The 25,196-nt window shown below is 48.1% G+C and carries 23 protein-coding genes and 1 pseudogene; 21 read left to right on the top strand and 3 right to left on the bottom strand.

What is annotated here, in order from left to right:
• Positions 1 to 86: 86 nt before the first annotated feature.
• From EC604_RS09835 to EC604_RS30980, 8 genes and pseudogenes are all read left to right on the top strand, one after another.
• On the top strand, positions 87 to 1,253 hold the full coding sequence (locus EC604_RS09835; RefSeq protein ID WP_161556901.1) for a response regulator: 1,167 nt from the start codon (positions 87 to 89) through the stop codon (positions 1,251 to 1,253).
• A gap of 26 nt (positions 1,254 to 1,279) precedes the next feature.
• On the top strand, positions 1,280 to 2,635 hold the full coding sequence (locus tag EC604_RS09840) for a cryptochrome/photolyase family protein (protein ID WP_123064003.1): 1,356 nt from the start codon (positions 1,280 to 1,282) through the stop codon (positions 2,633 to 2,635).
• A gap of 239 nt (positions 2,636 to 2,874) precedes the next feature.
• Positions 2,875 to 3,363, top strand: coding sequence for a GyrI-like domain-containing protein (locus tag EC604_RS09845; protein ID WP_123064004.1), 489 nt, complete (start codon positions 2,875 to 2,877; stop codon positions 3,361 to 3,363).
• Positions 3,364 to 3,574: 211 nt separating this feature from the next.
• The gene (locus EC604_RS09850; protein ID WP_123064005.1) at positions 3,575 to 4,747 is read left to right on the top strand and encodes an acyltransferase; all 1,173 of its coding nucleotides are present in this window, start codon (positions 3,575 to 3,577) and stop codon (positions 4,745 to 4,747) included.
• A gap of 219 nt (positions 4,748 to 4,966) precedes the next feature.
• Complete coding sequence (locus EC604_RS29875) at positions 4,967 to 5,116, top strand: hypothetical protein (protein WP_161556902.1); 150 nt, start codon at positions 4,967 to 4,969, stop codon at positions 5,114 to 5,116.
• A 45-nt stretch (positions 5,117 to 5,161) separates the two neighbouring features.
• On the top strand, positions 5,162 to 6,685 hold the full coding sequence (locus tag EC604_RS30975) for an HNH endonuclease (RefSeq protein WP_430538763.1): 1,524 nt from the start codon (positions 5,162 to 5,164) through the stop codon (positions 6,683 to 6,685).
• A 280-nt stretch (positions 6,686 to 6,965) separates the two neighbouring features.
• Entirely contained in the window at positions 6,966 to 7,601 is a 636-nt protein-coding gene (locus EC604_RS09860) for a TVP38/TMEM64 family protein (RefSeq protein WP_240036760.1), read from the top strand.
• Between the two features lie 24 nt (positions 7,602 to 7,625).
• Positions 7,626 to 7,742, top strand: a pseudogene (locus tag EC604_RS30980) (DUF3658 domain-containing protein); the annotation flags it as partial.
• A gap of 52 nt (positions 7,743 to 7,794) precedes the next feature.
• Here EC604_RS30980 and EC604_RS09870 read toward each other — a convergent pair.
• The gene (locus tag EC604_RS09870) at positions 7,795 to 8,319 is read right to left on the bottom strand and encodes a cupin domain-containing protein (protein WP_123064007.1); all 525 of its coding nucleotides are present in this window, start codon (positions 8,317 to 8,319) and stop codon (positions 7,795 to 7,797) included.
• Between the two features lie 154 nt (positions 8,320 to 8,473).
• Here EC604_RS09870 and EC604_RS09875 point away from each other — a divergent pair, with 154 nt between their 5' ends.
• Positions 8,474 to 9,475: an NAD-dependent epimerase/dehydratase family protein gene (locus EC604_RS09875; RefSeq protein ID WP_240036762.1), complete on the top strand. Its 1,002-nt coding sequence runs from the start codon at positions 8,474 to 8,476 to the stop codon at positions 9,473 to 9,475.
• A 198-nt stretch (positions 9,476 to 9,673) separates the two neighbouring features.
• On the opposite strand, the gene EC604_RS09880 is transcribed toward EC604_RS09875, so the two are convergent.
• Positions 9,674 to 9,850, bottom strand: coding sequence for a CsbD family protein (locus EC604_RS09880; RefSeq protein WP_090921556.1), 177 nt, complete (start codon positions 9,848 to 9,850; stop codon positions 9,674 to 9,676).
• A gap of 788 nt (positions 9,851 to 10,638) precedes the next feature.
• Between EC604_RS09880 and EC604_RS09885 the strand changes: the two genes are divergently transcribed.
• From EC604_RS09885 to EC604_RS30255, 10 genes are all read left to right on the top strand, one after another.
• A complete protein-coding gene (locus EC604_RS09885) occupies positions 10,639 to 11,076 on the top strand; it encodes a DUF1641 domain-containing protein (RefSeq protein WP_123064008.1) in 438 nt (145 codons plus the stop codon).
• 25 nt (positions 11,077 to 11,101) lie between these two features.
• Positions 11,102 to 12,283 (top strand): NAD(P)/FAD-dependent oxidoreductase, encoded by a 1,182-nt coding sequence (locus tag EC604_RS09890; RefSeq protein ID WP_123064009.1) that lies wholly within the window; start codon positions 11,102 to 11,104, stop codon positions 12,281 to 12,283.
• A 521-nt stretch (positions 12,284 to 12,804) separates the two neighbouring features.
• Positions 12,805 to 13,449: an SDR family oxidoreductase gene (locus tag EC604_RS09895; RefSeq protein WP_123064010.1), complete on the top strand. Its 645-nt coding sequence runs from the start codon at positions 12,805 to 12,807 to the stop codon at positions 13,447 to 13,449.
• Between the two features lie 53 nt (positions 13,450 to 13,502).
• Positions 13,503 to 14,255, top strand: coding sequence for a response regulator transcription factor (locus EC604_RS09900; RefSeq protein WP_123064011.1), 753 nt, complete (start codon positions 13,503 to 13,505; stop codon positions 14,253 to 14,255).
• A complete protein-coding gene (locus EC604_RS09905) occupies positions 14,252 to 15,637 on the top strand; it encodes a sensor histidine kinase (RefSeq protein ID WP_123064012.1) in 1,386 nt (461 codons plus the stop codon). The genes EC604_RS09900 and EC604_RS09905 overlap by 4 nt, the downstream gene beginning before the upstream one ends.
• A gap of 105 nt (positions 15,638 to 15,742) precedes the next feature.
• Complete coding sequence (locus EC604_RS09910) at positions 15,743 to 16,579, top strand: PepSY domain-containing protein (protein WP_161556903.1); 837 nt, start codon at positions 15,743 to 15,745, stop codon at positions 16,577 to 16,579.
• A 241-nt stretch (positions 16,580 to 16,820) separates the two neighbouring features.
• Entirely contained in the window at positions 16,821 to 17,474 is a 654-nt protein-coding gene (locus EC604_RS09915; RefSeq protein WP_161556904.1) for a PepSY domain-containing protein, read from the top strand.
• Positions 17,475 to 17,705: 231 nt separating this feature from the next.
• Complete coding sequence (locus EC604_RS09920) at positions 17,706 to 18,503, top strand: ABC transporter ATP-binding protein (RefSeq protein WP_123064178.1); 798 nt, start codon at positions 17,706 to 17,708, stop codon at positions 18,501 to 18,503.
• Between the two features lies 1 nt (position 18,504).
• On the top strand, positions 18,505 to 20,172 hold the full coding sequence (locus EC604_RS09925; RefSeq protein ID WP_123064015.1) for a hypothetical protein: 1,668 nt from the start codon (positions 18,505 to 18,507) through the stop codon (positions 20,170 to 20,172).
• Between the two features lie 601 nt (positions 20,173 to 20,773).
• The gene (locus EC604_RS30255; RefSeq protein WP_205127921.1) at positions 20,774 to 20,950 is read left to right on the top strand and encodes a hypothetical protein; all 177 of its coding nucleotides are present in this window, start codon (positions 20,774 to 20,776) and stop codon (positions 20,948 to 20,950) included.
• A gap of 54 nt (positions 20,951 to 21,004) precedes the next feature.
• Here the strand turns inward: EC604_RS30255 and EC604_RS30815 are convergent, their stop codons facing one another.
• Positions 21,005 to 22,270 carry a Glu/Leu/Phe/Val dehydrogenase gene (locus tag EC604_RS30815; RefSeq protein ID WP_205127922.1) on the bottom strand — a complete coding sequence of 422 codons (1,266 nt, stop codon included), beginning with the start codon at positions 22,268 to 22,270 and terminating at the stop codon, positions 21,005 to 21,007.
• Between the two features lie 590 nt (positions 22,271 to 22,860).
• On the opposite strand from EC604_RS30815, the gene EC604_RS09935 reads away from it, so the two are divergent.
• Complete coding sequence (locus tag EC604_RS09935) at positions 22,861 to 23,376, top strand: DUF2179 domain-containing protein (protein ID WP_123064017.1); 516 nt, start codon at positions 22,861 to 22,863, stop codon at positions 23,374 to 23,376.
• A gap of 314 nt (positions 23,377 to 23,690) precedes the next feature.
• The gene (locus tag EC604_RS09940) at positions 23,691 to 25,118 is read left to right on the top strand and encodes a hypothetical protein (protein WP_123064018.1); all 1,428 of its coding nucleotides are present in this window, start codon (positions 23,691 to 23,693) and stop codon (positions 25,116 to 25,118) included.
• The last annotated feature ends 78 nt before the right edge of the window (positions 25,119 to 25,196 follow it).

The raw sequence follows: 25,196 nt of genomic DNA on the forward strand, positions 1-25,196 counted from the left end.
TGGGTAATTATGGTTAACATGAAGAAGCAAAAGCCGATACAGCGGCTATCCATATTAAATCTCTCATGGCAGGAGGTTGGGGAACGTTGAGAGCCATAGTCATTGATGATGAGAAGCCAGCGCAGCTTCATCTGCAGCGCCTGCTGCAGTCAGACGGAAGAATTGACTCCGTTCAATGTTTTTCAACAGCACGCGAAGGTATTCACTATTTGGCAATCGATCGTGTGGATGTTGTATTTTTGGATATTGGTATGCCGGAGGTTAATGGTCTGGAAGCGGCTGAATATATACAGCAACTCGATTCGAGCATTCGGATTATATTTGTAACTGCCTATGCGGACCATGCGGTGGAGGCATTCGAGCTGCATGCTCTGGATTATGTATTGAAGCCAGTCAGTTCCGCCAGACTCAGCAAGACTATTGATCGTATTGCAGGCACGATGTCTTATCACGCTCAGACAGCTGCAGCGATGGAGGTGCAGGAATCGGAATCGGAAGCCGCCGAGGAGTCGGAATTTAAAGCACCTGGTCTTTTGACCTTTAAACATCTGGATATATTCAGAAGTCTGGAGCATAGCGCGGAGAAACATAAATGGCGTACCACCAAATCACAGGAACTATTTGCATTTTTGTTTCATCACCGGCAAGAGTGGGTAAGCAAGGAAGTTCTGCTTGATAAGCTTTGGGCCGATGTTTCCCAGGATAAAGGGCTGACACTGTTGCATACATCTGTCTATCAGATTCGCAAACTATTGAAGGAATGGAATATGACAGGCAAGCTGGAGTACAATATGAACCGTTATCGTCTGCTGACAGGTAACTTGGTAAGCGATATTGAACAATTTGAGCAAGGCTTGTCTTATCAAGCTGTCACTTCGAATAATGTGAACGATCTGAGGCAGATTGCCCTGCTCTATCGCGGCGATTATCTGGAGGAGCATGACTATGATTGGGCTAGATCCAAGAGCAGGGAGCTCCGGCGCAAGTATATGGGACTCGTCATGGATATTGCTCATTGGGAGATGTCCCACGAGCGGGGTGAGCAGGCGATTGAGCTATTAATGGAATTGCAGGAACGTGAGCCCTATTCGGAAGAAATCTGCCGATTAATGATGGAAATCTATGCTTCCATGGATGACCAGCAAGGCATATCGCGACTGTATCATTCCTTCACATTGACCTTGAAGGAGGATCTGGGTCATCAGCCCGAACCTGAAACGAGCAAGCTATACGAAAGTCTGACCAAACAATAGATATTCAGGCAGAAGGGGTGTAGCGCGTGAAATTATTCATACACCGTAAAGATCTACGTACAGATGATCTAGGCGCTTTGGATTATTTGCGTGAGCAGGAAGAAGAGAGCCTGCATGTGTTGATCTATGATCCATTTCTGCTTCGACAAGGCCGGGAGAAGGAGCACAGCGGTGTGAACTTCCTCCGTCTTGCTGCAGCACTGGGCAGAAAGTATAGGGAAGCCAAACGGCAGTTGCAAGTAGCTTATGGCAGACCTGCTGAAGTGGTGGATTGGTTACTGAGCCACATGGAGGACAAGATCAGTGAGATTGTCGTCCATCGGGATATGACGCCATATGCGATAGAACGGGATCGAGAGATACGTAACGTCTGCGATTCTTATGGGATCGCCTTTACCCAACTGACGGATCATTTGCTGGTTGATCTGAAAGCTTTTGCCACGTTTACAGGCAAATCAGAACCTTATAAGGTTTTTGCTGCCTTCCATCGGCGCTGGGTTGAATTCATGAACGAACATCCTAATCCACCATCGGCAGCCACGATTGCAGACGTGAATATAACTGAACGAAATGTGGATTGGCCGGAGGTTATGAAGGTTCCTGGTGCTTTGTTGGGGAATTCGGACGAGGCAGGAGATGAAGAGGATCCGCATATGTTGCTGGATCGTTTTCTGTCCGAACGAGTGGCGGATTACGGGGATCATCGGGATGAGTACGAGGCCTATGAGCCAAGCCATCTCAGCTCTTATGTAGCTGTGGGGGCAGTATCTATTCGCAAGATGTATGATGCCGCACAGCGTATCTCCGAAGCTGGGGAGTGGATTAGACAGCTCTGCTTTCGCGATTTCTATTTGTACAGGGCAGTCTATGAGCAACATTACTTTACGTATGAAAAAGTGTATGATCTCTCTGTTCTTCAAGATGCTCATTTCGAACGTTGGTGCAACGCGGAAACGGGCATTCCGATTATTGATGCTGCCATGACAGAACTGAACGAGACCGGGCATATGCCCAATCGGCTCCGCATTCTGACAGCGATGTTTCTGACCAAAAACCTTCAGTGTCCGTTCACGCTGGGTGAAGCGTACTTCAGAAGGAAGCTGAAAGATTATGATAACATCCAGAATCGGGGAAACTGGCTGTGGTGCGCATCACTGGGTGAAAATGCTGCGCCATATTTCCGTGTGAATAATCCGGTTACGCAGTCTGAGAAGTATGATGCTCAAGGCGACTATATTCGCAAGTGGCTACCTGAGTTGAAGGACTTGCATAGCAAGGAGATTCACCAGCCACGCAAGGATGCAATCGTAGATCTGAAGGTGTCCAGGCAGGCAGCCATCGACGTGTACAAGCAGATTTTGGCGAGCCGGGAGAAAAATTAGGTCTTAACTACATTCTGATATGCTGATGAAGGCAGGGAGGCAGCTCCTTGCCTTTTGTTATATAAATTAAGAAATGTGCGAAATAAGAAACCACATCTGCATTTGGGTGTGCTCTTGCACTTCTGATTGGGTTATGTGGTAATTAATTACATATTTTGTAACTGTTTTAGTGTAAGATAGATTTAGAACAGGGAAAAATGGAATTTTCGATTGCATTGATAACCGAAGGGATGAGGTGCATGAAACAAAGTCAATCTGTGGAGTTGATCGGTAAAGAGGCCGCGACAATGATCGGTCTGAAATGGGAGGGGACGTTCGCTGAAGCAGGGGCTGGGGGCATTCGCGAGGTGCAGACCGAATTCAAGCGTCGCCTGCATGAAATCGGGAATGTGATGCACCCGGATGAGCTACTCGGGCTGTCGTACCATGTGACAGAAATCGGATTTGTTCACTATGTTGCCGTCCAGGTAGATGACGTGGCATCTTCGAGTGTTCCGGAGGGTATGGTTCAATTTAAAATTCCGGCACATGATTATGCGAAATACAGTCATATCAAAGGAGAATCCATTGAATCTTCATATCATCAAATATATGCATGGATTGAAGAACAGGGACTCCGTCTATCGAATGAGCCGCTTACGCACTATGAAGTGTATCCTATGGAGCAGGATTCCAATGATCATGAACCTGAATTCAGCATTTTTGTACCAATAAACAAAAAAAGTTAGAGTAACGACACAACAAGCCACAGGTCGCGTCAGAGTGGCCTTTCTGACATGTGTAACGATGTGAAGTATATAAAAACTTCTTGGAAATTAAAGAAATATTAAGCAAATAGACTACACATGTTAAGCGATATGCTTTTTAATAGATAGAGAGCTTCATGGACTAAGTCATATTTAACATATTGACGAATACATAAAGGAGAACCTCTAAACTATGAGTCAAACACTGAAAAGAGAACGAATACCGGAGTTGAATCTCGTCCGGGCTATGGCGATTATCGGTGTGCTATTTGTACATTCCACCTCCAATGCTTCGCTGGAAATGACCAATTCGAATTATTATTGGCTGTACAACTTTGTGAATATTTTTATGAAATATGGTACACCGACCTTTATTTTTTTGAGCAGTTTTGTGCTGTTCTATAATTACTATACTCGTCCGCTAGACAAGAAATTAGTCACGAATTTTTACAAGAAGCGCTTTGTTTACATTTTACTGCCCTACTTTTTATTTTCCATTATGTATTATGTTTATCTGCATTATCTGCATTACCAGGGACGTCCATTTAATGAGTCGTTGATTACTTTTATTGAGAAGTTGTTTACAGGCAAGGCCTACACACATCTATATTTTGTCTTTATTAATATGCAATTTTATCTGATCTTCCCACTCGTGCTGTGGCTGCTGAAGAAGTATCCTTCTGTTGTAAAATGGTCTATCCCGATCGGGTTGCTTATTCAATGGGCCTTCATCGTCAGTAATAAATACGGATTCCAGGTGCCCAACAAAGGAAGCTGGGCGTTCTCCTACTTCTCCTATTTTATGTTAGGAGCTTTTATGGGCGTGTATTTCCCGCAGATCAAACAATGGTTTGTGATCAGCCGGGCGAATGCAACCAAAGTGCGTGTAATTTCATGGATTTTGCTGTGGGTAGTGTGGATCACGGCTGGACTTGCTCACGTGTACATTTATTATTTGCTACGGTTGAAAATTGCGACCTATAACACGTTATGGTATGAGCTTTTCTGGAATGTGCATACCTATGCCTGTGCACTGGTCATTATCCAGATTGCATATTTGCTCTACCGCAAAGGTCCTGCACTGATTGTCAAACCGCTCAATCGACTGGGTGCATTATCCTTTGGTATTTATCTGATTCATCCGTTTTTCCTTCTGTTCTATCGTGAGCATCCACCCCAAACGGGGGTATCCTGGTTGATTCATCTTTGGTACGCTGCCGGATTTGGCGTTGCACTGATCGCTTCATGGATTGTGGTCGGGCTGGCGGCACGATTCTTGCCACATGCCTGGATTATCTTTGGTAATCTGCCCAAACCGAAGCCGCGTCTTGTACCACAGCAACATTCGGGGCAGGTGGACGTCTGATCTTGGAGTCAGATCATATCTGATCATAAGCCGTTTTCAAATTCAGCCTTAGGTTGAGCTTGAGAATGGCTTTTTGTTGTGCTGAGGTGATTCCTTGTCTGCAGATACTATGGGTGATTATCGTGGGAACGAATGTTTCTTTTTCAGAATAGAAGGGTAATCATAAGGCGGAATGATAATAACTAGAAAACTTCGAGAACAGGATCAAGGTGATCATACATGACGAGATGTGAACAATGCGGGAAACCGATGCAAGATATATTGGAATATGTGGAGCATATTCTCCACGAATGCAGTGATCAGGCAACTGAATTTAAGTCGGAGGAGTACAAGGCTTACGGCTATGAGGGTGTTCGCGAGCAGTTGTGATACAATAGAAAGAAACCGGATTCATTCGGAACCGAGGTGACAACCATGGAGACAGGATCAGCCCCTTTCCGCGAAGGAAAGACAGAACACGAAACGCGACAAACCAAGATATGTATGTATTGCGGGGAGCGACGGCCTGCGTCGGAGTTTCGGCGTAGAACGGGAAGGCGTGCGAGTTCTGGAGCCAGACGCGGAGCCTGTCGCCGTTGTCGTCAACTCGGTGTACGAGAACATCATAACCGTGATATGCGAGTGGCCCAGGCAACTCCATCTGTAATGCTTGAACGTCGTGGCCAAGATGGGATGGACAACCCTCGGGAAGACATGGCTTCATCTCCGGTGAAGAACGGACGGGAACGGAACGAGCAAATTACATCGCTGGAATCGGCCGCACGCATTGAACAGAGCCGTGATCTGGGGAAACACGTAGATACACATGAATTAGCAAGCAAGTTATCTTCTGAGGCTGGGGCTGTGCTGAAAAACCAGATGGAGGAGGATGTAGCGATTGCTTCGGTTGCTACGTCTAGCCAGCGAAAAAAACGACGAAGACGGCGGAAAAAGAAGCCGTCAGACATGATAAGTGCTTATGCCTCTGCTCAGGCAGAGAGCGAGGGTGAGGCATCCACCGATCTGCATGCGGTGGATGAAGGACCGCCGGGCGGGGAGCATCCGCCCGGGGATGTGCATTCGCCAGGCGCAGCCGCTGCGAATGGCAAGGGCAGTGCACAGCGGGCGCGCAAGCGAGCTGCCGCTGCAGTTCCGGCCGCCGAGCCCGCGTCGGCGGCCCAAGCCCTGCTGCCGGCTGCGCCGCAAGGCCCGGCAGCAGGGCCAGCGCCTGTGGCTGCGGACGAACCGCCCGCAGCCCGGCGCAAACGCAAGCGGCGCCGCAAGCTTGCGGCCGCGCTCGCGCCCGGCGCAGGGCAGGCCCGCAGCGGAGCTGCTGAGGCCTCTGCGCCGGAGCCAGGGCTTGCCCGTGGCGATGCCAGCACGGGCAAGCCCAATGCGGCGGCGAAGGCAAAGCCAGCCGCCGCAGGGCGGGAGCCATCGCATGCCAGCCGCAGTCACGGGGCTGGCATGGATGGCCGTCCGCGGCGTCATCACGCGCCGCCGGCAGCGATTGATCCGGAAGATCCGGCTTCGCTCCGGACCAACCGTCAAGGCATGGTGCGCATGCGCGGCAAAACGGACAAAGGACGCCGCTGGCATCAGGAAGTGGACATGGAACTTGCTGTTACACTGGTAAAGGAAAAAGCTGCTGTTGTAGTCAATCGGTATACCATTCGCCGATTGTTCAGCAACAAGGATTTCAAGCGGTTTATTCTGGACCGCGACAAGTACACCTGTTACTTCTGTGGTTCCTACGGAGATACCATTGATCATCTTCTTCCACGGGCCAAAGGCGGGCATACAACACCGCTCAATTGTGTATGCGCCTGCAATCTGTGCAATCAATCCAAAGCGGCGATGGATGCGGATGAATTCATTCATTCGGGCATCCCCGAATGGAATGCGGCCCATCAGGCAGAATTACTCGCCCTGGAGATACAGGAAACAGGATTGGAATAAGCAAGAGACAAGCTATGCTCCTGAAGATTCAGGCGCTTTCATATGTGAAGCACATCCAGATGAATGATCAGGGTGTGCTTTTTGATTTGCTCTCCTATTTAAATATTTCTTCAAATTGACAACGATGCCGCATGCCAATGTACGTTATACTTGGAGGGCGGCAGTCGAGTTGTTTTAAAACTGAACTGTACTGCTTTGATCAATGCTACCCGTTATTTTACGAATGAAATAGATCGAATAGATTGGATGGATGCGGATGACACCAGCAGCACTTGATATTATGTCATACATCACGGAGGAAAATATTCGGTTCTGGCTGGAGAAGTTTCGTTCTCTCGGTCCATTGCCGGGCATTTTGCTTACGTTTATGAAGTCATTTGTACCTCCGCTCCCAACGTTATTAATTGTGGGTGTGAACGGAGCGGTGTACGGGTTGTGGGCCGGATTTTTATACTCATGGATCGGCATGGTGCTTGGCTGCACCGTGACATTTCTGATCGTACGAGAGATCGGGAAGTCTGCTTTTGTGGAAAAGTGGGCACGTAAACCGCGTGTAAAGCGAAGCATGGTATGGATTCGCAGAAATGCATTCAGTTATGTGTTCCTGCTTAGCATTTTTCCGGTGGGACCGTTTGTCATTATTAATGTGGCTGCAGGTATTGCCCGAATGCGGTTGTTATCCTTCCTGCTGGCGGTGGGGCTGGGTAAAGGTATCATGATTTTCTCTGTAACGTATATTGGTTCCAACGTAGAGCAGTTTCTGGATCATCCGGTACGTTGGATCGGCGTTGTGTTGTTCATTGCATTATCCTTGTGGGCGAGCCGGAAATTGGAACGTCACTTCACCCGGCTTAACCCCGATCAGGATGAACGACAACCAATACATCAGGCTTCAGAAAAATCGATTTCCTCATAAACTTAGCCAAGCAAACAGCATGTCGGAGACTCCTTTATCGAATACCGGGTACGTCAACTTGTACTACAAGGTAAGCTGGATATGGAGGGCAGCCCGCGTGCCATGCGTTTCTATCGTGTTCGAATATCAGGGGGAATGTAGCTCCATTCGGAAATCTCCCCCTGTTTATGAAGGTATAAAACACGACTACAACTCAAATCCTGCGATTGAGCCATAGCTTGGTTAGAGGTCCGCCTTCCCCATACACCGGGTCTGTGCGAGGTACAGGAACCTCTAAAATCTCTTGTAACACCTTAGGCCGCTCCCCTGGTTTGCCTGTACGTGTGTTGTAACGCATACCTCCAGGATAAGCTCCCGCGATTCGAAAATCGGGACTGGCCTCCAGGCGTTTATGGCCGGTTCCGGCAGGCAATACAACGACGTCACCACTCTCCAGATAGACCTTCTTTCCGTTCTCACCGCCTATAATTAAATTCACAAATCCACTCATTACCGCAAGCGCCTCGTGTGCATTGCTGTGGTAATGATGATAATCATATACCCCGTTGATCCAGCTATTGCCCCAGCCGTTCCGGTTCAAGTTGGATTCGGCACGGGTAGGCTCGGTCCGCCAGACTCCTTGGTATAGAAGTACTGGCAGATGCGGATTGTTCGGAATGACTCCGTCGTCCTGAAAATTCATAGACTGGATATCGCTATCTTGCCTTGGATCTCTCATTTTAGTTCACCTCTTTCCATGTATTAACCTTTCAAGGAATAAAGGAACAAAAAATATTTGTAAAATGATACAAAATGTATCATTTTCAGGTTATACTCGATACAGACATTCTCTTTAAAGCGCCCGATGAAAACAATGAATAGGGGGAAAATATGTGAACATTGTGGTTACAGGAGCTTCAGGATTTGTTGGATTTAATCTTGCACAATTTTTGGCGCAAAAGGGACATCAGGTCACTTTACTCGATCAGGATGACTATTGTCAGAGACTTGTTCACCGACCACCATTGCACGATATGCCATTCATCAAGTGTAACCTTGCTAAAGACAATATTCATTTGCCCCCCAACACCGATTGCATCATTCATCTTGCCGCCATGCCTCACGTCGACTATTCATATCATCAGCCCGCAGAGGTATTTCGCAATAATACTCTCAGTACACAAGCTATCCTGCAATATGCTGCCGATCACGACATTCCTCTTTTACTCGCTTCGTCCGTTGAAGTGTACGGTGGCGAATGGGGCAGAGTTTACAACGAATCAGATCCTTATGCACCAGTCTCCCCTTATTCTGCCTCGAAAGTTGCCTGCGAGACACTAGCTCAATCCTACGCTCAATGTTATCAACTTCCGGTGAAAACATTCCGTCTGACCAATTTGTACGGGCCATGGCAAGTGCCTGATCGCATTATTCCGCGTAACTTAGGGCGCATGCTGGATGGATTGCCACTGGATATTCAGGGATCAGCTGTACGTGATTTTCTGTATATCGATGATGCGCTGCGAGCGATCGAGCAGATTATGACTCATGGTCAAGATGGACAGACCTATAACATCTCTACCGGTATTGGAACGACAATGCAAGAGATTGGGATGTTGCTGGAGCCTCTCGATCGATCAGCAACAGCGAAGGAGATAAGGGAACTGGAACCTACACAATCCAGGGGTTCTAGCTTGGTTGTTCACTCCGGCAAGCTGCGCGCAGCGTTTGGCTGGTATCCTCAGACTACATTGGAGCAGGGACTGGAGAAAACATTCCACTGGTACCAGGAGCATGCCGACTGGGTCAGGTTATTCAACCGGGAGTATCATACGACGCGTACAAGTCGCAGCTTTATCATTGATATGGCACGGTATTCCGTACCAGCGATATAAAAACAAAAAAAAGCCAGGGAAGGGTGGTTGTTCGGCACCTTCCTTGGCTTTTTTTTGCGCCCCCGCCATGAGATATAGGTGTTCGGAATGGACCCGAACGAATGGAGCCTAAATTTCGACGGTTAAGCTGGTTTGCCACTCTTTGCGATCTTCACGCAAGGAGCGTAAAGATTATCCGAGAATGCAAGCCTGAATGCATTATTCGTGATGTTTTTTCACATCAGCCACTTTATCTTGAACGGCCCCTTTGGCCTTATCCATTTTACCCTCAGCCTGAAGTGACTTGTTGTTCGTCGCGTTACCGATCTGATCCTTCACTTCGCCTTTGGCCTTGTTAATGCCTGCTTTAATTTTATCGCCAGTTGAATTACTCATATCGAACATCTCCTTCGTTGTCTGGTGTAGTCCTTATTAACCGGGCTGAAGATAATCTAAACGTTCACGCGCAGAATCCATTTCAAAATGGTTTTGGCAAGTTGTCAGATTTCATGTCTTTGTGAAGTCATCTAAGAATGGGTCTGGACGGCTGGAGATTGTCGCGAACTTTCGTTGGGGTCATTCGTTTTTGCATTCTCATTCGAAAAGGTCCATACTTGCTTGAGTACGATGTTTGAACCTAGAGAATAAGGCTGGGGCTATCGCTGCATAATAACCAAAGTGACCAAATTCGTTGCATGAACGATATATTTTTGGAAATCCATTCCTGAAAAAACGTTCAATATGCACTTTCATATGTGCTTTTCGTACATATGGTTTGTTGTGATCATGTCTTAATACCACATATGGTAGCTCGTGGCGTTTGGAAAAGAAATATGACTTGTCGGGACAAGCCAGCGCGCCTTGACAAAAAAATCGATTTTGTTACAATGTTCACAATATCTTCACAAGTGTAAAAAATTTCTTTTTCATGTTCATGTGTAAGAGGTGTAATATAAGGGTATAGAGTTCGGTTTCGGCCTGCTTGTCGTTTTGTGCGTCAACATGTGTTGTGCGCAACAGACCCAACATACCATGCATACGTGAGAGTGGTCTTTGGCTGCGCTTATCCTAATGTGTGAAATTTGGTACATTTAGTGTATTGATGTATTTGTGGTTCGGCTCAGCTTGACAGGCATCATGAAAGTCGCGGACTTCTATCCCAAAGTAAAGGAGGACTTTCTCTTATGTCACAATCGCCTACTCAACAAGAGGTGCCAGTAACAGAAGGCGCTGAGCGCCAGTCCCTGGACGTACTGGATCAACTGATGAAGCCTGAGGTACAGGAGTCTCTAACTGTATTGGTGGAGAACCTGCCTAAATTGGCTGAAATGGTTACAGCAATGACGAAAGCTTACGACTTCGCGCAAGGTATCGCTACAGACAAAGTTCTGATCAGCGACACAATGAGTGCAATGGGTGAGTTCGCTAAACCTGTTGTAGACAAAGCTAAAGGTGTAGCTTCTGCTGCCATCGAGGCAAATGACCGTGCGCAAACCGAACAATCTTCGGTTGGCCTGTTCGCTATGCTCAAAATGCTTAAAGATCCAAACGTACAACAAACGCTTCGTTTTGCTCAATCTTTCCTGAGCATCCTGAACGAGCGTGGGCAAACGAAACGTTAAGACTTAGAAAGAACGGAGGATGGATATGTCGAAGCAAATTTTGATCTTGGGTGGAGGATACGGCGGTCTGTTGACTGCGCTGACTGCGCGTCAATACTTGACTCCGGAAGAAGCGACAATTACAGTCGTGAACCGTTACCCTACACACCAAATTATTACGGAACTGCACCGTCTTGCTGCAGGAAGCATTGCTGAGCAAGCTGTTGCTCTCCCGCTTGAAAAATTGCTGCGTGGTAAAGATGTGAACCTGAAAATCGATACGGTGGATACAATCAAGCCTGACGAGAAAAAAGTTCTCATGACTAGCGGCTCCACATACTCTTACGATGCACTCGTCGTTGCCCTCGGCAGCGAAACTGCATTCTTCGGAATTCCGGGACTGCAGGAGTACAGCTTCACACTCAAATCGGTTAGCGATGCAAACCGTATTCGTGCACACGTTGAAGCACGTCTGGATGCTTACAAACAATCCGGCAACAAAGCAGACGCAACGTTTGTTATTGGTGGCGGCGGTTTGACAGGTATCGAGCTTGTTGGTGAATTCGCTGACCTTCTGCCAGGCGTATGCCAACAGAAAGGTATCGATTTCAATGATATCTCCCTGTACACTGTAGAAGCAGGCCCGTCTATTCTGGCTGGTTTCCCGCCAGAACTGGTTGATCGTGCAAAATCCAGTCTCGAAAAACGCGGCGTTAACTTCATTGTTGGCGTAGCGATTACTGAGATGAAAGAAAACGAAGTATTGCTGAAAGACGGCAGCTCGATCCCTACGAACACACTCGTATGGACAGGTGGCGTACAAGGTAATGCGGTTGTTGCGAACAGTGGAATCGAAGTGGATCGCGGCCGTGCAAAAGTAACGGAAGTACTGCAATCCACATCTCACAAAGATGTGTTTGTTGCTGGTGACAGCGCAGTAGTCTTCCCTAGCGAAGGTGCTCGTCCGTACCCTCCAACAGCACAATTGGCTTGGCAAATGGGTGAAACCATTGGTCACAACCTGGGCGTAATGTTCAAAGGTGGCGCAATGGAATCCTTCTCGCCAATCTTCTCCGGTACACTCGGAAGTTTGGGTCGTAAAGACGCTGTCGGCATGATCGGTGGCAACCAAACTCGTCTGAAAGGTCTGCCTGCAACCATGATGAAAGAAGCAAGTAACATCCGTTACCTGTCCCACATCCATGGCTTGTTCGCACTGGCTTATTAATCTATAGCACTAACGTTAAAGGGCGCCCACTGGGCGTCCTTTTTTTGTTATGCTCTTCTGGACTTGAACTTGCTTGATATGATCTAAGTAAGAGGAGAGATGCTTCATGCAGATGGTAAGCGAAGCACTGGAGATACTCACAGGTATGAACACAAGGCTTTATACAGATATTAAACGGAACGTCCGGAACCGATAGGAGCCTGAAAGAAAACGAAAACAGAAGTGATAGTAGGAGAGACATTAGAAGCGAAGATAGGCAATAGTGAAGATAGGCGGGGGCTCCTTTATCATGAGCAGGACAGTACGTGCGCGTTCCAAAGAATTCTGTTGGTATAACGTATTACGATATATCACGGACCCAAGATGTGTAGGGTTTAGCGACTCAGCCAGCGCTTAAAAGCAGCCGCTTTCGTTTAAAAGATAGGATGAGGCTTTCATTAGAGTCTATAAGATAAACAAAGATATAGCAGACAGGGAGCAATGATATCGCTCTTTTGCGCAACCCGAGAGGAGAATGAATTATGAACGTACTGGTGATTGGAGCAAATGGACAGATTGGTAAACACCTGGTGGAACAGCTGGCACAGGAAGACAAACATCAGGTTACGGCCATGATTCGCAAGCCGGAGCAGGCAGACGCACTGAAGAAACTTGGTGCACAGGTTGTCATAGGTGATCTGGAGGGTACCGTGGATGAGCTTGCTGAAGCGATGAAAGATCAGAATGCCATCGTATTTACGGCTGGTTCAGGTGGCTCGACGGGTCCGGACAAAACGTTGCTAATCGACCTGGATGGTGCAGTGAAAACGATGGAGGCCGCAGCGAAACAGAACATTTCCAGATATATTCTAGTCAGCGCCTATGGTGCCGATCAGCGGAGTAAATGGCCGGAAGAGATCAAACCGTATTATGTGGCAAAGCATTTTGCGGATCGTGCATTGTTTGCCAGTGATCTGAACTATACTATTATCCGTCCCGGAGGTCTGAAAAATGAACCGGGAACCGGCAAAGTGGCTGTGGGTACTGACCTGAAACCAGGCAGTATTGCTCGTGAAGATGTGGCACGTGTCATTGCAGCCTCCTTGCAGGAAGAGAAGACCTATCGGATGGCTTTTGATCTGATAGCTGGAGATCATGCAGTATCGGACGCTTTAGGTAAATTGTAAACAGATGTTGTAAACTAACGGGAGAAGGATATGACGGGTGAGGGGGAATCAGCATGAATGAGACTGTGCTGGTCATTGAAGATGAGCCCAAAATTGCACGATTGCTTGAACTGGAGCTGCAGTATGAAGGGTATCAGGTCACGAAAGCAAGCAGTGGAACAGAAGGGTTGGAAAAGTATAGCGAGGGGCAATGGGATTTGATTTTACTGGATATCATGTTGCCTGGTCTAAGTGGCATCGAGGTTTTGCGACGAATCCGAGCCAGAGATGCAGCTATTCCAATCCTCATGCTGACAGCGAAGGATTCAGTGGAGGATAAAGTGTCGGGCCTGGATCTTGGCGCCAATGACTATATCACGAAGCCTTTTCAGATTGAGGAGTTGCTTGCCCGAATTCGTGCAGCGCTGCGGCTTGCTGCGGCTTCTTCTGCCAGGACGTTGAATCATGACCCGAAGCAGGAAACCGTGCGGGAGTCGGCAGGTCAGCAGCGGGAAGCAGACACAGCGTGGTTAACTGCTGCTGATTTGAAACTGCATGAAGGGACGCGCGAGGTTTTTCGAGATGGACAAGCCATAGAGCTTACCCCTCGCGAGTTTGATCTGCTGGTGTATCTCCTACGCAATCAGCGTCAGGTGCTCAGCCGGGATCAGATCGTACAATCCGTGTGGGGATACGATTATTATGGGGATACCAATGTGGTGGACGTGTATATCCGTTATGTGCGCAAGAAGGTAGATAACGGATTCAAGCTACCTCTAATACATACCGTAAGGGGCGTAGGATACGTCCTGAAGGAGCAATCATGAGCTTGCGCAGTAAAATCTACGGATATTCGTCGGTTTTATTTGCTGTGCTGTTAATTGCGGTGAATCTGTCTGTCTATTTCGTATTTGAGCGAGTATCCATTGATAATGAGATTCGCCGGATTGAAGCAGAAGCCGAATCGATCGTCGCAGGAGTGCGTCAGTCCGCTGGCTCGATTCCCCCGGATGATCTGCTTCGGGCTTATGCGCCCGTGAATGGCATGTTGCGCATTGTACATGAAGACGGCAGCAGTTCACCTGTGACCACAACCGCAGCATCTGAACAACTCAGCAAATTGTCTTACCAGTATGAAAATGAGAAAAAAGCCGCGTATCTCCAGGTGGATCAGGTTGGTTATGTGTGGGTTTCCATGCCATTAATTTGGCCGGATGGAGAAGTTGTAAACCTGCAGGTTACCCAGAGTGTGGCAGAAACAGAGAAGGGGCTTGTTACCCTGCGCACCGTATTGGTGATTGTCACCATTATTGCGCTGATTCCTGCGGTGATCTCCAGCCGAATTTTGGCGAACCGCATGACAAGACCGATTCAGCAAATGACACGTACGATGAGTGATATTCAAGCGAGTGGACATTTTAAGCGGTTGCCGCTGGAGGAAACCTCAAAGGACGAATTGAACACGATGGGCCAGACGTTCAATCGCATGATGGATCTGCTGGAGTCGAACTTCGAACGGCAGGAGCGCTTTGTCTCGGATGCGTCACATGAGCTAAAAACACCGCTGACGATCATTGAGAGTTACGCCAGTCTGCTCAAGCGCCGGGGGAAGGAGCGGCCTGAAGTGTTCGATGAAGCGGTGGAAGCGATTCTGTCGGAATCGGTACGTATGCGTGAGTTGACGGAGCAGCTGTTGCTCCTGGCCAAACAGCCGGAGCAATGGAATGTAGAGCTAGAGCGCGTAGATATTGCGAAGCTGGCCGAGGATTCTACGCGTGCATTCCGCGAAGCGTATCACCGAGAAGTGCGGTGTGACGCTTCAAGCCCCCTCTGGGCGATGAGCGATGAGAGCAAGCTCAAGCAGCTGCTGTTTATTTTGCTGGATAATGCTCGCAAATATAGTGAAGATGCCATTGAAGTCAAACTGGATAGCCAAAGCGAACACTGCCGGATACGGATCGCGGATACAGGTATAGGTATGCGGCAGGAGGATCTGGCGAAAGTGTTTGACCGTTTTTACCAGGTCGATGTCTCCAGAACCCGAAGCGGAAGTGCCAGCGGGTCTGGTCTCGGACTGTCGCTGGCCAAGGAGCTGGCAAGCGCTGTGGGGGCACAGATTGAGCTAACGAGTACCGAGGGGGTTGGCACGGAGGCATGTATTATTTTACCACGATCCAAATCGGACAGCCGAGGCAGCTCACTCTCATGAAATTCTCATTCTTCTCTTCTATACTGATGACATACAAGGTTAGTATATAGCGTTTCAACGTGAATACTCAGATAAGTTATGGAAGAATGTGAGGAGGAAGTGCGTATGGCAGAGCAGGAACAGCAGCCTGAAATGACACGAAGTGATAACGAACATGAGCATAGGCGTGGAGACAAAAATTTAAATAGAAGTCATACAGGGAAAGGATCACGAAGGTTACTGTGGTTGGGGACCGGAACATTGGCCATAGTGCTCCTCGTAGCAGTGATATGGTGGAAACCGTGGGAACCTGCTCGTGAGCAGTTATCTGCTGATACAGTCGCGCAATCTGTGCTGAATCAATACCCGGGAGAGATCATTCATTCTACCCTGAAGGACGGTACGTATTTGATGCAGCTTCGTTCGGAGACAGGTTTATACGATGTGCAGGTCGATGCATTTACGGCGGCTGTTCAATCCATCAAACGTCTGGAGTCGAGTCCGCAGGCTGAAGAGAAGACGTTGTGGAGCCGTGAGCAGATGAAGTCGGAGTTGCTGAAGCAAAGAGCCGGGGAGCAGCTTGTATCGCTGGAACTGGTTGAGCGGCAAGGCAGTCCTGTGTTCACCGCAGTGGTAAAAGCCAAGGATAACAGCCGCCAAGAACTGACGCTTGATCCGTATACGGGCGAGATTGTTTCGTCCAAAGCGATCAAGTCACCTCCGCCATCGGCAACGGGAGGAACGGATAAAGAGCCACAGTTTCTAAGTGAGAAGCAGGCCGAGCGGAAGGCACTTGCGAGAGTTCCCGGCGAAGTGGACGATGTGGAGCTGCGTGGCACGAACAGTGGCAATCCGTATTACCTGGTTGAGATCGATCTGGAAGACGGCCGGGAGGCGACGGTACAGGTGAATGCGATTTCGGGTGCCATACGTTCGGTAACTTGGGATAAGGACGACGATTAGGAATTTCTATAAGGATCTATGAATTGATAAGTGATGATCGCCTGAAAGGACATTTCTTACATTGAAGTAATCGTGTCAACACTCATTGCAGTTCAATTTATAATATTTTCTGAAAAAGGATAAGAATACTCTCCTCATTTTCTCATCAAATTCTAATCTTTCTCTCTCTAATCTCTCATTCGCCCAGGTTATTCTAAATATGTAGACGAGAACGAGAACAATAACGAGGAGATGAATGATGATGATGAACAAACATAAACTTTGGATTGGCAGCTTGTCCGCAGCGGTGTTGCTTGGTGGATCAGCTGTTGCAGCTAGCGGCAATATGAACGGGCAACCGGCGCCAAAAGTACAATCTGAAACTACACAATCCGCACCAGCCTCAGTGACACAATCCACGAGTGTGAACCAGAACAACACAGGTAAGCTGCTGACCGTATCCCAAGCTAAATCCATAGCGCTGAAAGCAGTGGAAGGTAAAGTGGATGATGTGGATCTGGAGCGTAGAAACGGTCAAACGTTCTATGAAGTTGAGATCGACCGAAAAGGTAAACCGGATGTGACTGTTAGGTTGGATGCTTATACGGGTAAGGTTTTGGCAGTTGTTAATGATGACGACTACGATGACGATGATGATTATCGGGAAAATGGAACAGGTAACTCTTCGAGTGCGTCTGCTTCCAATGAGGTTAAATTGACGGTTGCACAAGCTTCCAACATTGCACTGAAACAAGTGACTGGTGGCAAAGTAACCAAGGTTGAACTGGACCGTGATAATGGTCGTTATGTCTATGAGATTGAGCTGAGAACAGCTCAAGGTGAGGCAGACGTTGATATCGATGCGAACACAGGTAAAGTGTTGTCGTTTGATCAGGATTTTGATGACGAGGATTAATTGTTAAATTGCGGGGGAGTATAGGAATGATTTTCGACTCCGACCACCGTTTGACGGGTTTATATAGCTTAGGCTGATCGTATCAGACGGGAAGACGCTTCGAGTGAAGCGTCTTTTTGTCGTACTTCATAGTGTTGTTCATAGTTTCTTTAATCCAAACTGTGGTAAACTAGTAGAATTGTAGAAAATAGTATAGACAAGGAGCTGGATAACGAATTGGCTGGTGAACAAATGAGATCGGAAACGACTAGAGAACAAGTGCTGTCAATTGAAGGCTTACGTATGCGGTATAACGGGCGTTATGTATTAAACGGCATCGATCTGGAAGTGAATCGGGGGGAGATGATCGGATACATCGGGCCCAATGGAGCTGGCAAAAGTACAACAGTGAAGATTTTGCTTGGATTAGTGGAAGGGTATGTGGGGAACGTTCGTATTTTTGGACAGGATATCGCTGACGGCGATGTGGAATATAAGCGTAGAATCGGGTATGTACCGGAAGTGGCAGAACTGTATGAACAATTAACTCCGGCGGAGTATTTAACGTTTACGGGAGAGTTATATGGCTTGTCTTATGAAGATGCGGACTATAAAGCAAGGCTGTTGATGGATTGTTTTGGACTGGAAAAATCATATCATTCCCGCATTGCCTCCTTCTCCAAAGGGATGCGTCAGAAAGTGCTGTTAATCTCGGCACTGCTACATGATCCTGATCTGCTGTTCTTGGATGAACCGCTCAGCGGGCTGGATGCCAACAGTGTGATGGTGGTGAAAGAGATTTTGTCACAGCTGTCCGCGAAAGGCACAACGATCTTCTATTCGTCACACATTATGGATGTGGTGGAGAAGATCAGTAGCCGGATTGTATTGATTGCCGAGGGTCGTGTCGTGGCAGATGGGACGTTCAAGCAGCTTCAGCAGCAATCGATGGAAGGGTCACTGGAGGAAGTGTTTAATCAATTGACAGGCTTTAATGAACATAAGGCGATTGCTGAGCGCTTTGTTTCGATTGTGCAGGAGGTGAACTAATATGGCGGAACCCTCCGATTTTCGTACGCTCCAAATTCTGGATCGTTTTCGGCCGATCATCGCCAAGACGGGTGCTGATTATGATGTGCTGCGCCTTATTTTACGGGTGAAGTTCCAGATGGATCAGCGCAGAGTGCCTACGATTATGGCCGGAAGGTCAAAGAGTAAGGAGAACAAAGAAGGTAACCAGTATGTTCGCTCTCTCTGGCTGTATGCCTTGATGGGAGCAATCATGGTCCCCTTTGTCGTCTGGAATACAGGACAATTCATGCTTCAGATGGGTATTCTGTTTGGCGTGCTTATGTTTATGATTATGACGTCGATGATTTCGGATTTTTCATCCGTGCTTCTCGACATCCGGGATAGAAATATTATTTTGACCAAACCTGTCAATGCGCGTACCGTGGGGATGGCCCGAGCTATTCATGCGGGGGTCTATCTGGTGCTGCTGACAGGTTCAGTGACGGCTGCGCCGCTGATTGCCGGGCTTGTTACGCACGGGATTGGTTTCTTTCTACTCTTTCTGTTACAGATTATTCTGATCAGTATTCTGATCCTCGTAACCACATCCCTCATCTATCTGTTCATGATGAAGTTTCTGGATGGGGAGAAGCTGAAAGACATGATTAATATGGTGCAGATTCTGCTTTCCGTGGGGATCGCAATTGGATATCAGTTTGTCGTTCGTTCCTTTGATATTATTGATTTTAAAGTAGCTTTTACGCCGGAATGGTGGCAACTGCTGTTACCGCCGCTATGGTATGCTGCTGCATACGATTGGTTATTCGCAGGTCATGGCGGTGTGTGGATCTACACGTTAACAGCGATTGCTGTTGTTGTTCCGGTGATATGCCTGATCGTATATGTGAAGCTTATGCCATCCTTCGAGCTGTATTTAGAAAAAATGGCTCATTCCGGACAAACCTCAGATCGCTGCCGGGGAAAGTGGGATCGCATGGTTGCCAAGCTGTTCAGTCGCTCTGCCGAAGAACAAGCCTGCTTTCGTCTGTCAGCCAGCATGATGCGTAATGAGCGGGAATTCAAGCTTAAAGTATACCCTTCGCTAGGCTTTTCATTAGTAATGCCTTATATCTTTTGGTATACCGCTTTACAATCGTCGACCTGGACGGAATTCAGGCAAAGTTCATTTATGTACACCTTATATATTATGCTGGTTCTTTTGGTAACCATCGTAATCATGCTGAAATATTCTGGTCAGTACAAGGCATCATGGATCTTTCGCGCCGCGCCAATGGCTAATGAAAATGTATTATATCGAGGCGCCCTGAAGGCATTTCTAAGCAATATATTCATACCCGTATTTCTGCTAAATGCGGTTGTGTTCACATGGACATTTGGACTTCGGATTTTACCAGATATTGCGATTATTCTGCTCACAGCTACGGCGCTGATCCCGGTATCCGGCAAGTTTATGCTGCAAAAGCCACCGTTCTCCCAATCGTTCAGTGTGGCCCAGCAAAGTGACGGCTGGTATATTTTCGCTGCTTTACCTGTATTCGCTTTACTGTGGGGCGCTCATGTCTTTTTCCGCTCCTTCTCCGGAGGTGTCTGGATGTACGGTGTGATCTTGATTGTGGCGAATGTGCTGCTGTGGACGCTGTTGTATCGGGTGAAGAAACCAGCGGTCAAGTCGTCTGTGGTCGTTTGAGCTGGAGTCTGCCAAGGTACCTTTCTGGAGTGTTTAACCTGGTTTAACTGGCTCCTGGCTTAAGTCGTGTAATTCTATATAGTGAGTCTAAGCAAGAGTGAGTAAGTGGTTATTTATTTTCGCCCCGTGAGCGGCTTGCAACTACCCGCGCGCGGGGCTCTGTTACATAAGAAGGGTTGCCAGTCATGGGAAGAAGCGCAGGGGTTAGATAGGGTAGCTTAAAATAAAGTGTATGAAGTAAATGAAAATGAAGAAATGAAGAGAATAAAGCAAACAAAGCAAACAAAGCAAACAATGCGAAAATAGTGAATGAATTAGGTGAATTAGGTATAGTGAGTAACTCACATTGCAGTAGATTGGATAAGTAACCCAAACAAGTAAGCCAGTGTGCAGTAGAGACAAAGGTGTGTTGTGATTCTAACGATCTCAGATGAGCTTATTTGGGCGAAAAGTGGCGCTCAGGAATTCTAACGATCACCAGGAAGCTTATTTCTGCAAAAGAGGGTGTTTTAGCCCGAAAAAGAGGTGAATTTTGCTAAATAGCGTGTCTGGTGATCGTTAGCCTGGTGCAACATGCAAAATAGGCCAATTAACGTTTCCTGTGATCGTTAGAGTATGGAGACAACTAACTGGTGGTGCAGATGTTAGTGTAAATGCAGATGTAGAAGTAGAAGTAGAAGTAGAAGTAGATGTAGATGTAGATGTAGAAGTAGATGTAAGTGTGAGAGCAGGTGGGGAACTTTTTAGAATAAAGAGCTCTGCAAGGCTCCGAATATAATGCTGAAACAGTACTCACCTCATCCATGAAAGTTAGAGATGTTTTAAGTGTAACTTACTGGGTGGGGTCAGTCTGTCCTGATTCGAGAATGACCTCGGCCAGGCGGTCGGCTGCATCTGCTGTGAAGATTCCAGATTGCGCAGCCTCTGCGAATACCTTACTGAGCGTGCCTGCAATCCCCGCCACTTTCTGGCGGATCAGGTCAGGCCCAGCTCCTTGCAGTTCGCAGGCGGTGCTAATAATGCCGCCTGCGCTCAGCACGTAGTCAGGCGCGTACAGAATGCCGCGCGCCTGCATGCGGCCAGCAACCAGCTGTCGTTCACTCAGCTGGTTGTTGGCCGCCCCGGCGACAATGGAGCAGCGAAGCTCCTCCACGGTCGCCGGGGTGATCACGCCCCCTAGGGCACAGGGGGCGAACACCTTGCAGTCAGCGGCGTGAATACGGGCCGGATCGGCCGAAATGGCGCCGCTGAACTGCACAAGGGCGCGTTGTACACGTTCCGGTACAACGTCTGCCACGATCAGCCGTGCCCCGGCTGCATGCAGGTAACGGCACAGGGCATACCCGACCTTGCCCAGTCCCTGGACGGCAACGGGAATGCCCTGCAGATCGGCTACGCCCTGGTGACGCAGAGAGGTGACAATGCCGGTGTACACGCCATAGGCGGTCATGTCGGCAGTGAAGTCATCCTGTGCGCCAAGGGAACCTGTGGTATCCGTCACATATGCCGTCTCCACCCGGATCTGGTCCATGTCTGCCGCCGTCGTGCCCAGATCCAAACCTGTCACGAAGCGACCGTGTAGTCGCTCCAGAAACCGCCCCAGTGCTCGAAACTGGGACGCACGAATTTCTTCATTCTTCGCTGGATCTGCCTGCACTTGGTCAAGTGTACCGTCCAATGACGCGTCTACTGGTGTCACGCCAAGTGTTCCCCCCTTTGCCGGATCCTTCAGCGCCGCATCAATTATATTGCCCTTCGCGGGCTCCACGATGAGCACTTCTCCGATCCGTTCCCCCGTCGTCATCTGCTCCGAATCGCCAACCACATTCCAGACAACAGCCTTGCCGCCGCCATAAGGCAGACCTGCCATGGCATTTTTGTAGGTCATGCCTTTGGCCAGCTTTACCGCATCACGGACGGCTTCTTCTTCGGATGCATAAGTCCAGCAGCGGCATCCCCCTAAAGCCGGACCCAGGGCAGTATTATGAATGGCAACGACTGCTTTAAGTCCGCTGGAGGGGTCGTGGCAAAAAAACAGCTCTTCCATGCCTTCACGTTCCATTTCACGCCAGATCTGCACGGCATACTCCTCCTTCAAAGTTAATCCGTCCTGTATCCGCCAAAGGCATCTCCATTTCCTAAAAGCCTACATCACGTCTATGGTGTGCTTTCAATTAAGGTTATATTTTGCTGCATATGGATATGGACTCTACCTATATCCAATTTGATTCATACATCATATTCACGCTGCGGTTATTACGCCCCTGGGGACTTCGCCGGGTTGAACATGGATACAAACCGTTTTATAATGGCAGTTCCGGAATATCCGGACTAGGGCGTGTCTTGAAATCCTCTGAAGTGCATCTTTTACCGCCTTTTCGCCCCCTGCTGCGTCACTTTCCCTTGACGTGCTCCGGCACGCCTGCGGTAAACTTTCTGGCTTGGAACGAAGATTGGCAAAATCTTCTTCCTTCAGCGCTTTCAGACACGCCCTAGATCGATGACTGAAAATTTACATGAAGCCGTTTAGGAAGAGGACATAACGTCCAATGATGGAGATAGAGGAATATGATGGACTACATGAGCCAAAGCTGTTAAATGCATTCCCAATAAGGTATAAGTGTTCGCCTTGCAGCACGTAACAAAGGGCCTGATTATTCAAAAAGGTCTAGGAAAGAGGGATCGTCTTTGCTTAAAATTCTGTTATTTATCTTTTTGATTCAGATTGTATATGTATCGGCCTACACGCTTCGCATGATCTTAACGCTCAAAGGACAGAAATACATCGCTGCCCTGATCAGTATGGGTGAGATTGTGATCTATGTGCTGGGCTTGAATCTGGTGCTTAACTATTTGAAACAGCCAGAAGCGCTTATCGTATACGCAGTGGGATATGGACTTGGAGTACTGCTCGGAGCATGGATTGAGGAAAAGATTGCGCTAGGTTACGTTACCGTGAAAGTGATCTGCAACCAGATGGACGGAGGGCTGGCAAACGCTTTGCGCGATAAAGGGTACGGTGTAACCTCATGGGTCGGTAGTGGACGAGACGGAGATCGGCTGGTCATGGAGATTTTGGCGAAACGCAAAAACCAGAAGTTACTCTACCAGACCATTCTTGGTCTCGATCCCAAAGCTTTTGTCATTACCGTTGAGCCCAAACAGTTCCATGGCGGTTTCTGGACACGTTCAATCAAAAAGTAAAATCGGGCAGGTCTGCATTAGATGCGGTCCTGTCTTTTTTATTTCATTTATCTGCACACGTGTTATTCTCTCCGTGGATTTCCCATTCCTCACTCATACCCCGTTATACAAGTTAACTTGATACGATGCCAGGTTGTTTCGGGTACCATTTGCCTCCTGTCCGCCATTCTCACAGGGATGTGAAATCAGGATTATTGTTGTAATCGTTTTCGACAAGTACATTGTGAATATGTCACTTGCGACATGACATGACGCAGAGGGACAGGCAGGACAGCTCACCATTCAACATTATACTATCGGGAGGAATCGATTCGATGAAAAAAACAGTACGAAGTTTATGCAGCACGGCTCTGGCTCTCACGCTAGGGTTCACCTTATTATCCGGACCTGCAAGTGTGCAGGCAGCGGGCAATGCAGATTACAATCTGGCCGGTTTCTCCCAAGGGAACACAGGTGGCGGAATCATCAGTGAGTCGAACACGTCCACGTATAAAAAAGTGTATAATGCCACCGACCTGGCGCTGGCTCTGAAAAAGAACTCCGGTGTCAAAGTCGTTGAGATTATGAACGACCTCGACTTAGGGTGGAACGAGATTCCTAGCGCGGCACAGACTTCACCTTTTGCGAAGCATAACGATGCACTGACACATCCGGTATTGAAGCAGACGGGGGTCAGCAAAATTACGGTGGACGGCTTTAATGGACTCACCATTTTCTCGGCGAATGGCTCCAAGATCAAACACGCTGCCATCACGGTGAAACGAAGCTCCAATGTGATCATTCGCAACCTGGAATTCGATGAGCTGTGGGAGTGGGATGAATCCACCAAAGGGGACTATGACAAAAACGACTGGGACTACATTACCCTGGAGGACAGCAGCGGTGTGTGGATCGATCACTGCACGTTTAACAAAGCGTATGACGGACTCGTCGATTCGAAAAAAGGAACCAGCGGTGTAACCATCTCCTGGTCTACCTTCAAAGGGGATGACGGCAGTGCGAACAGCTGGGTCACCCGCCAGATCAATGAACTGGAAGCAAACAAAGCTTCCTATCCCATGTATAACTACTTGCGAAGCAGTGCGGTCGGTCTAAGTAAACAAGACGTCATTGCCATCTCCGGCCCGCAGAAAAAGGGGCACCTCGTCGGTGCGACCAGTCTGGAGTCGGCTAACGCTAATTTGTCGATCACCCTGCATCATAACCTGTATAAAGACATCCAGGATCGCATGCCTCGTCTGCGTGGCGGTAATGCCCATGCCTATAACATCATCATGGATGCTGCCGATGCCCGTTCAGCTCAGTCACGTATTACTAGCGCTATGGCAACAGCCATCGCTTCCAAAGGTTACAAATTCGGTATTACCAGCAATGGAGCTATCTCCACCGAAAGTGGCGCTGTGCTGGTCGAAAAATCAGTAATCAAGGATGTGCAGTACCCTGTACGCAACAATCAGACAGATCCGACCAACGCCACGTACACCGGTAAAATCAGCGTGCTCGATACGATGTACTCTCTGGATGGAAGTTCCTTCCGTGGCAACAGTGATACTGCGGGCAGTCCGCTTGCACCCGTTCCAGCTGCAATCAAACCGTTCTCGTGGAACGGCTTTACTTCCCTTCCATACAGCTATCAGACAGATGATCCGTCTACGTTGAATGCACGTCTAACAAGTTCTAATGGTGCAGGCGCCGGAAAGTTAACTTGGTCTAAAGACAATTGGCTGAAGACGAGTTACTAAGTTAAGCGCTCCGTACGATATAAAATAAGTTAAAAAACAAGCGACCCTGCACTTCTTGCTGGGTCGCTTGTTTTTTAA

This window comes from Paenibacillus amylolyticus (assembly GCF_003719335.1).
In the GTDB taxonomy this organism is placed as follows: Bacteria; Bacillota; Bacilli; order Paenibacillales; family Paenibacillaceae; genus Paenibacillus; species Paenibacillus amylolyticus_D.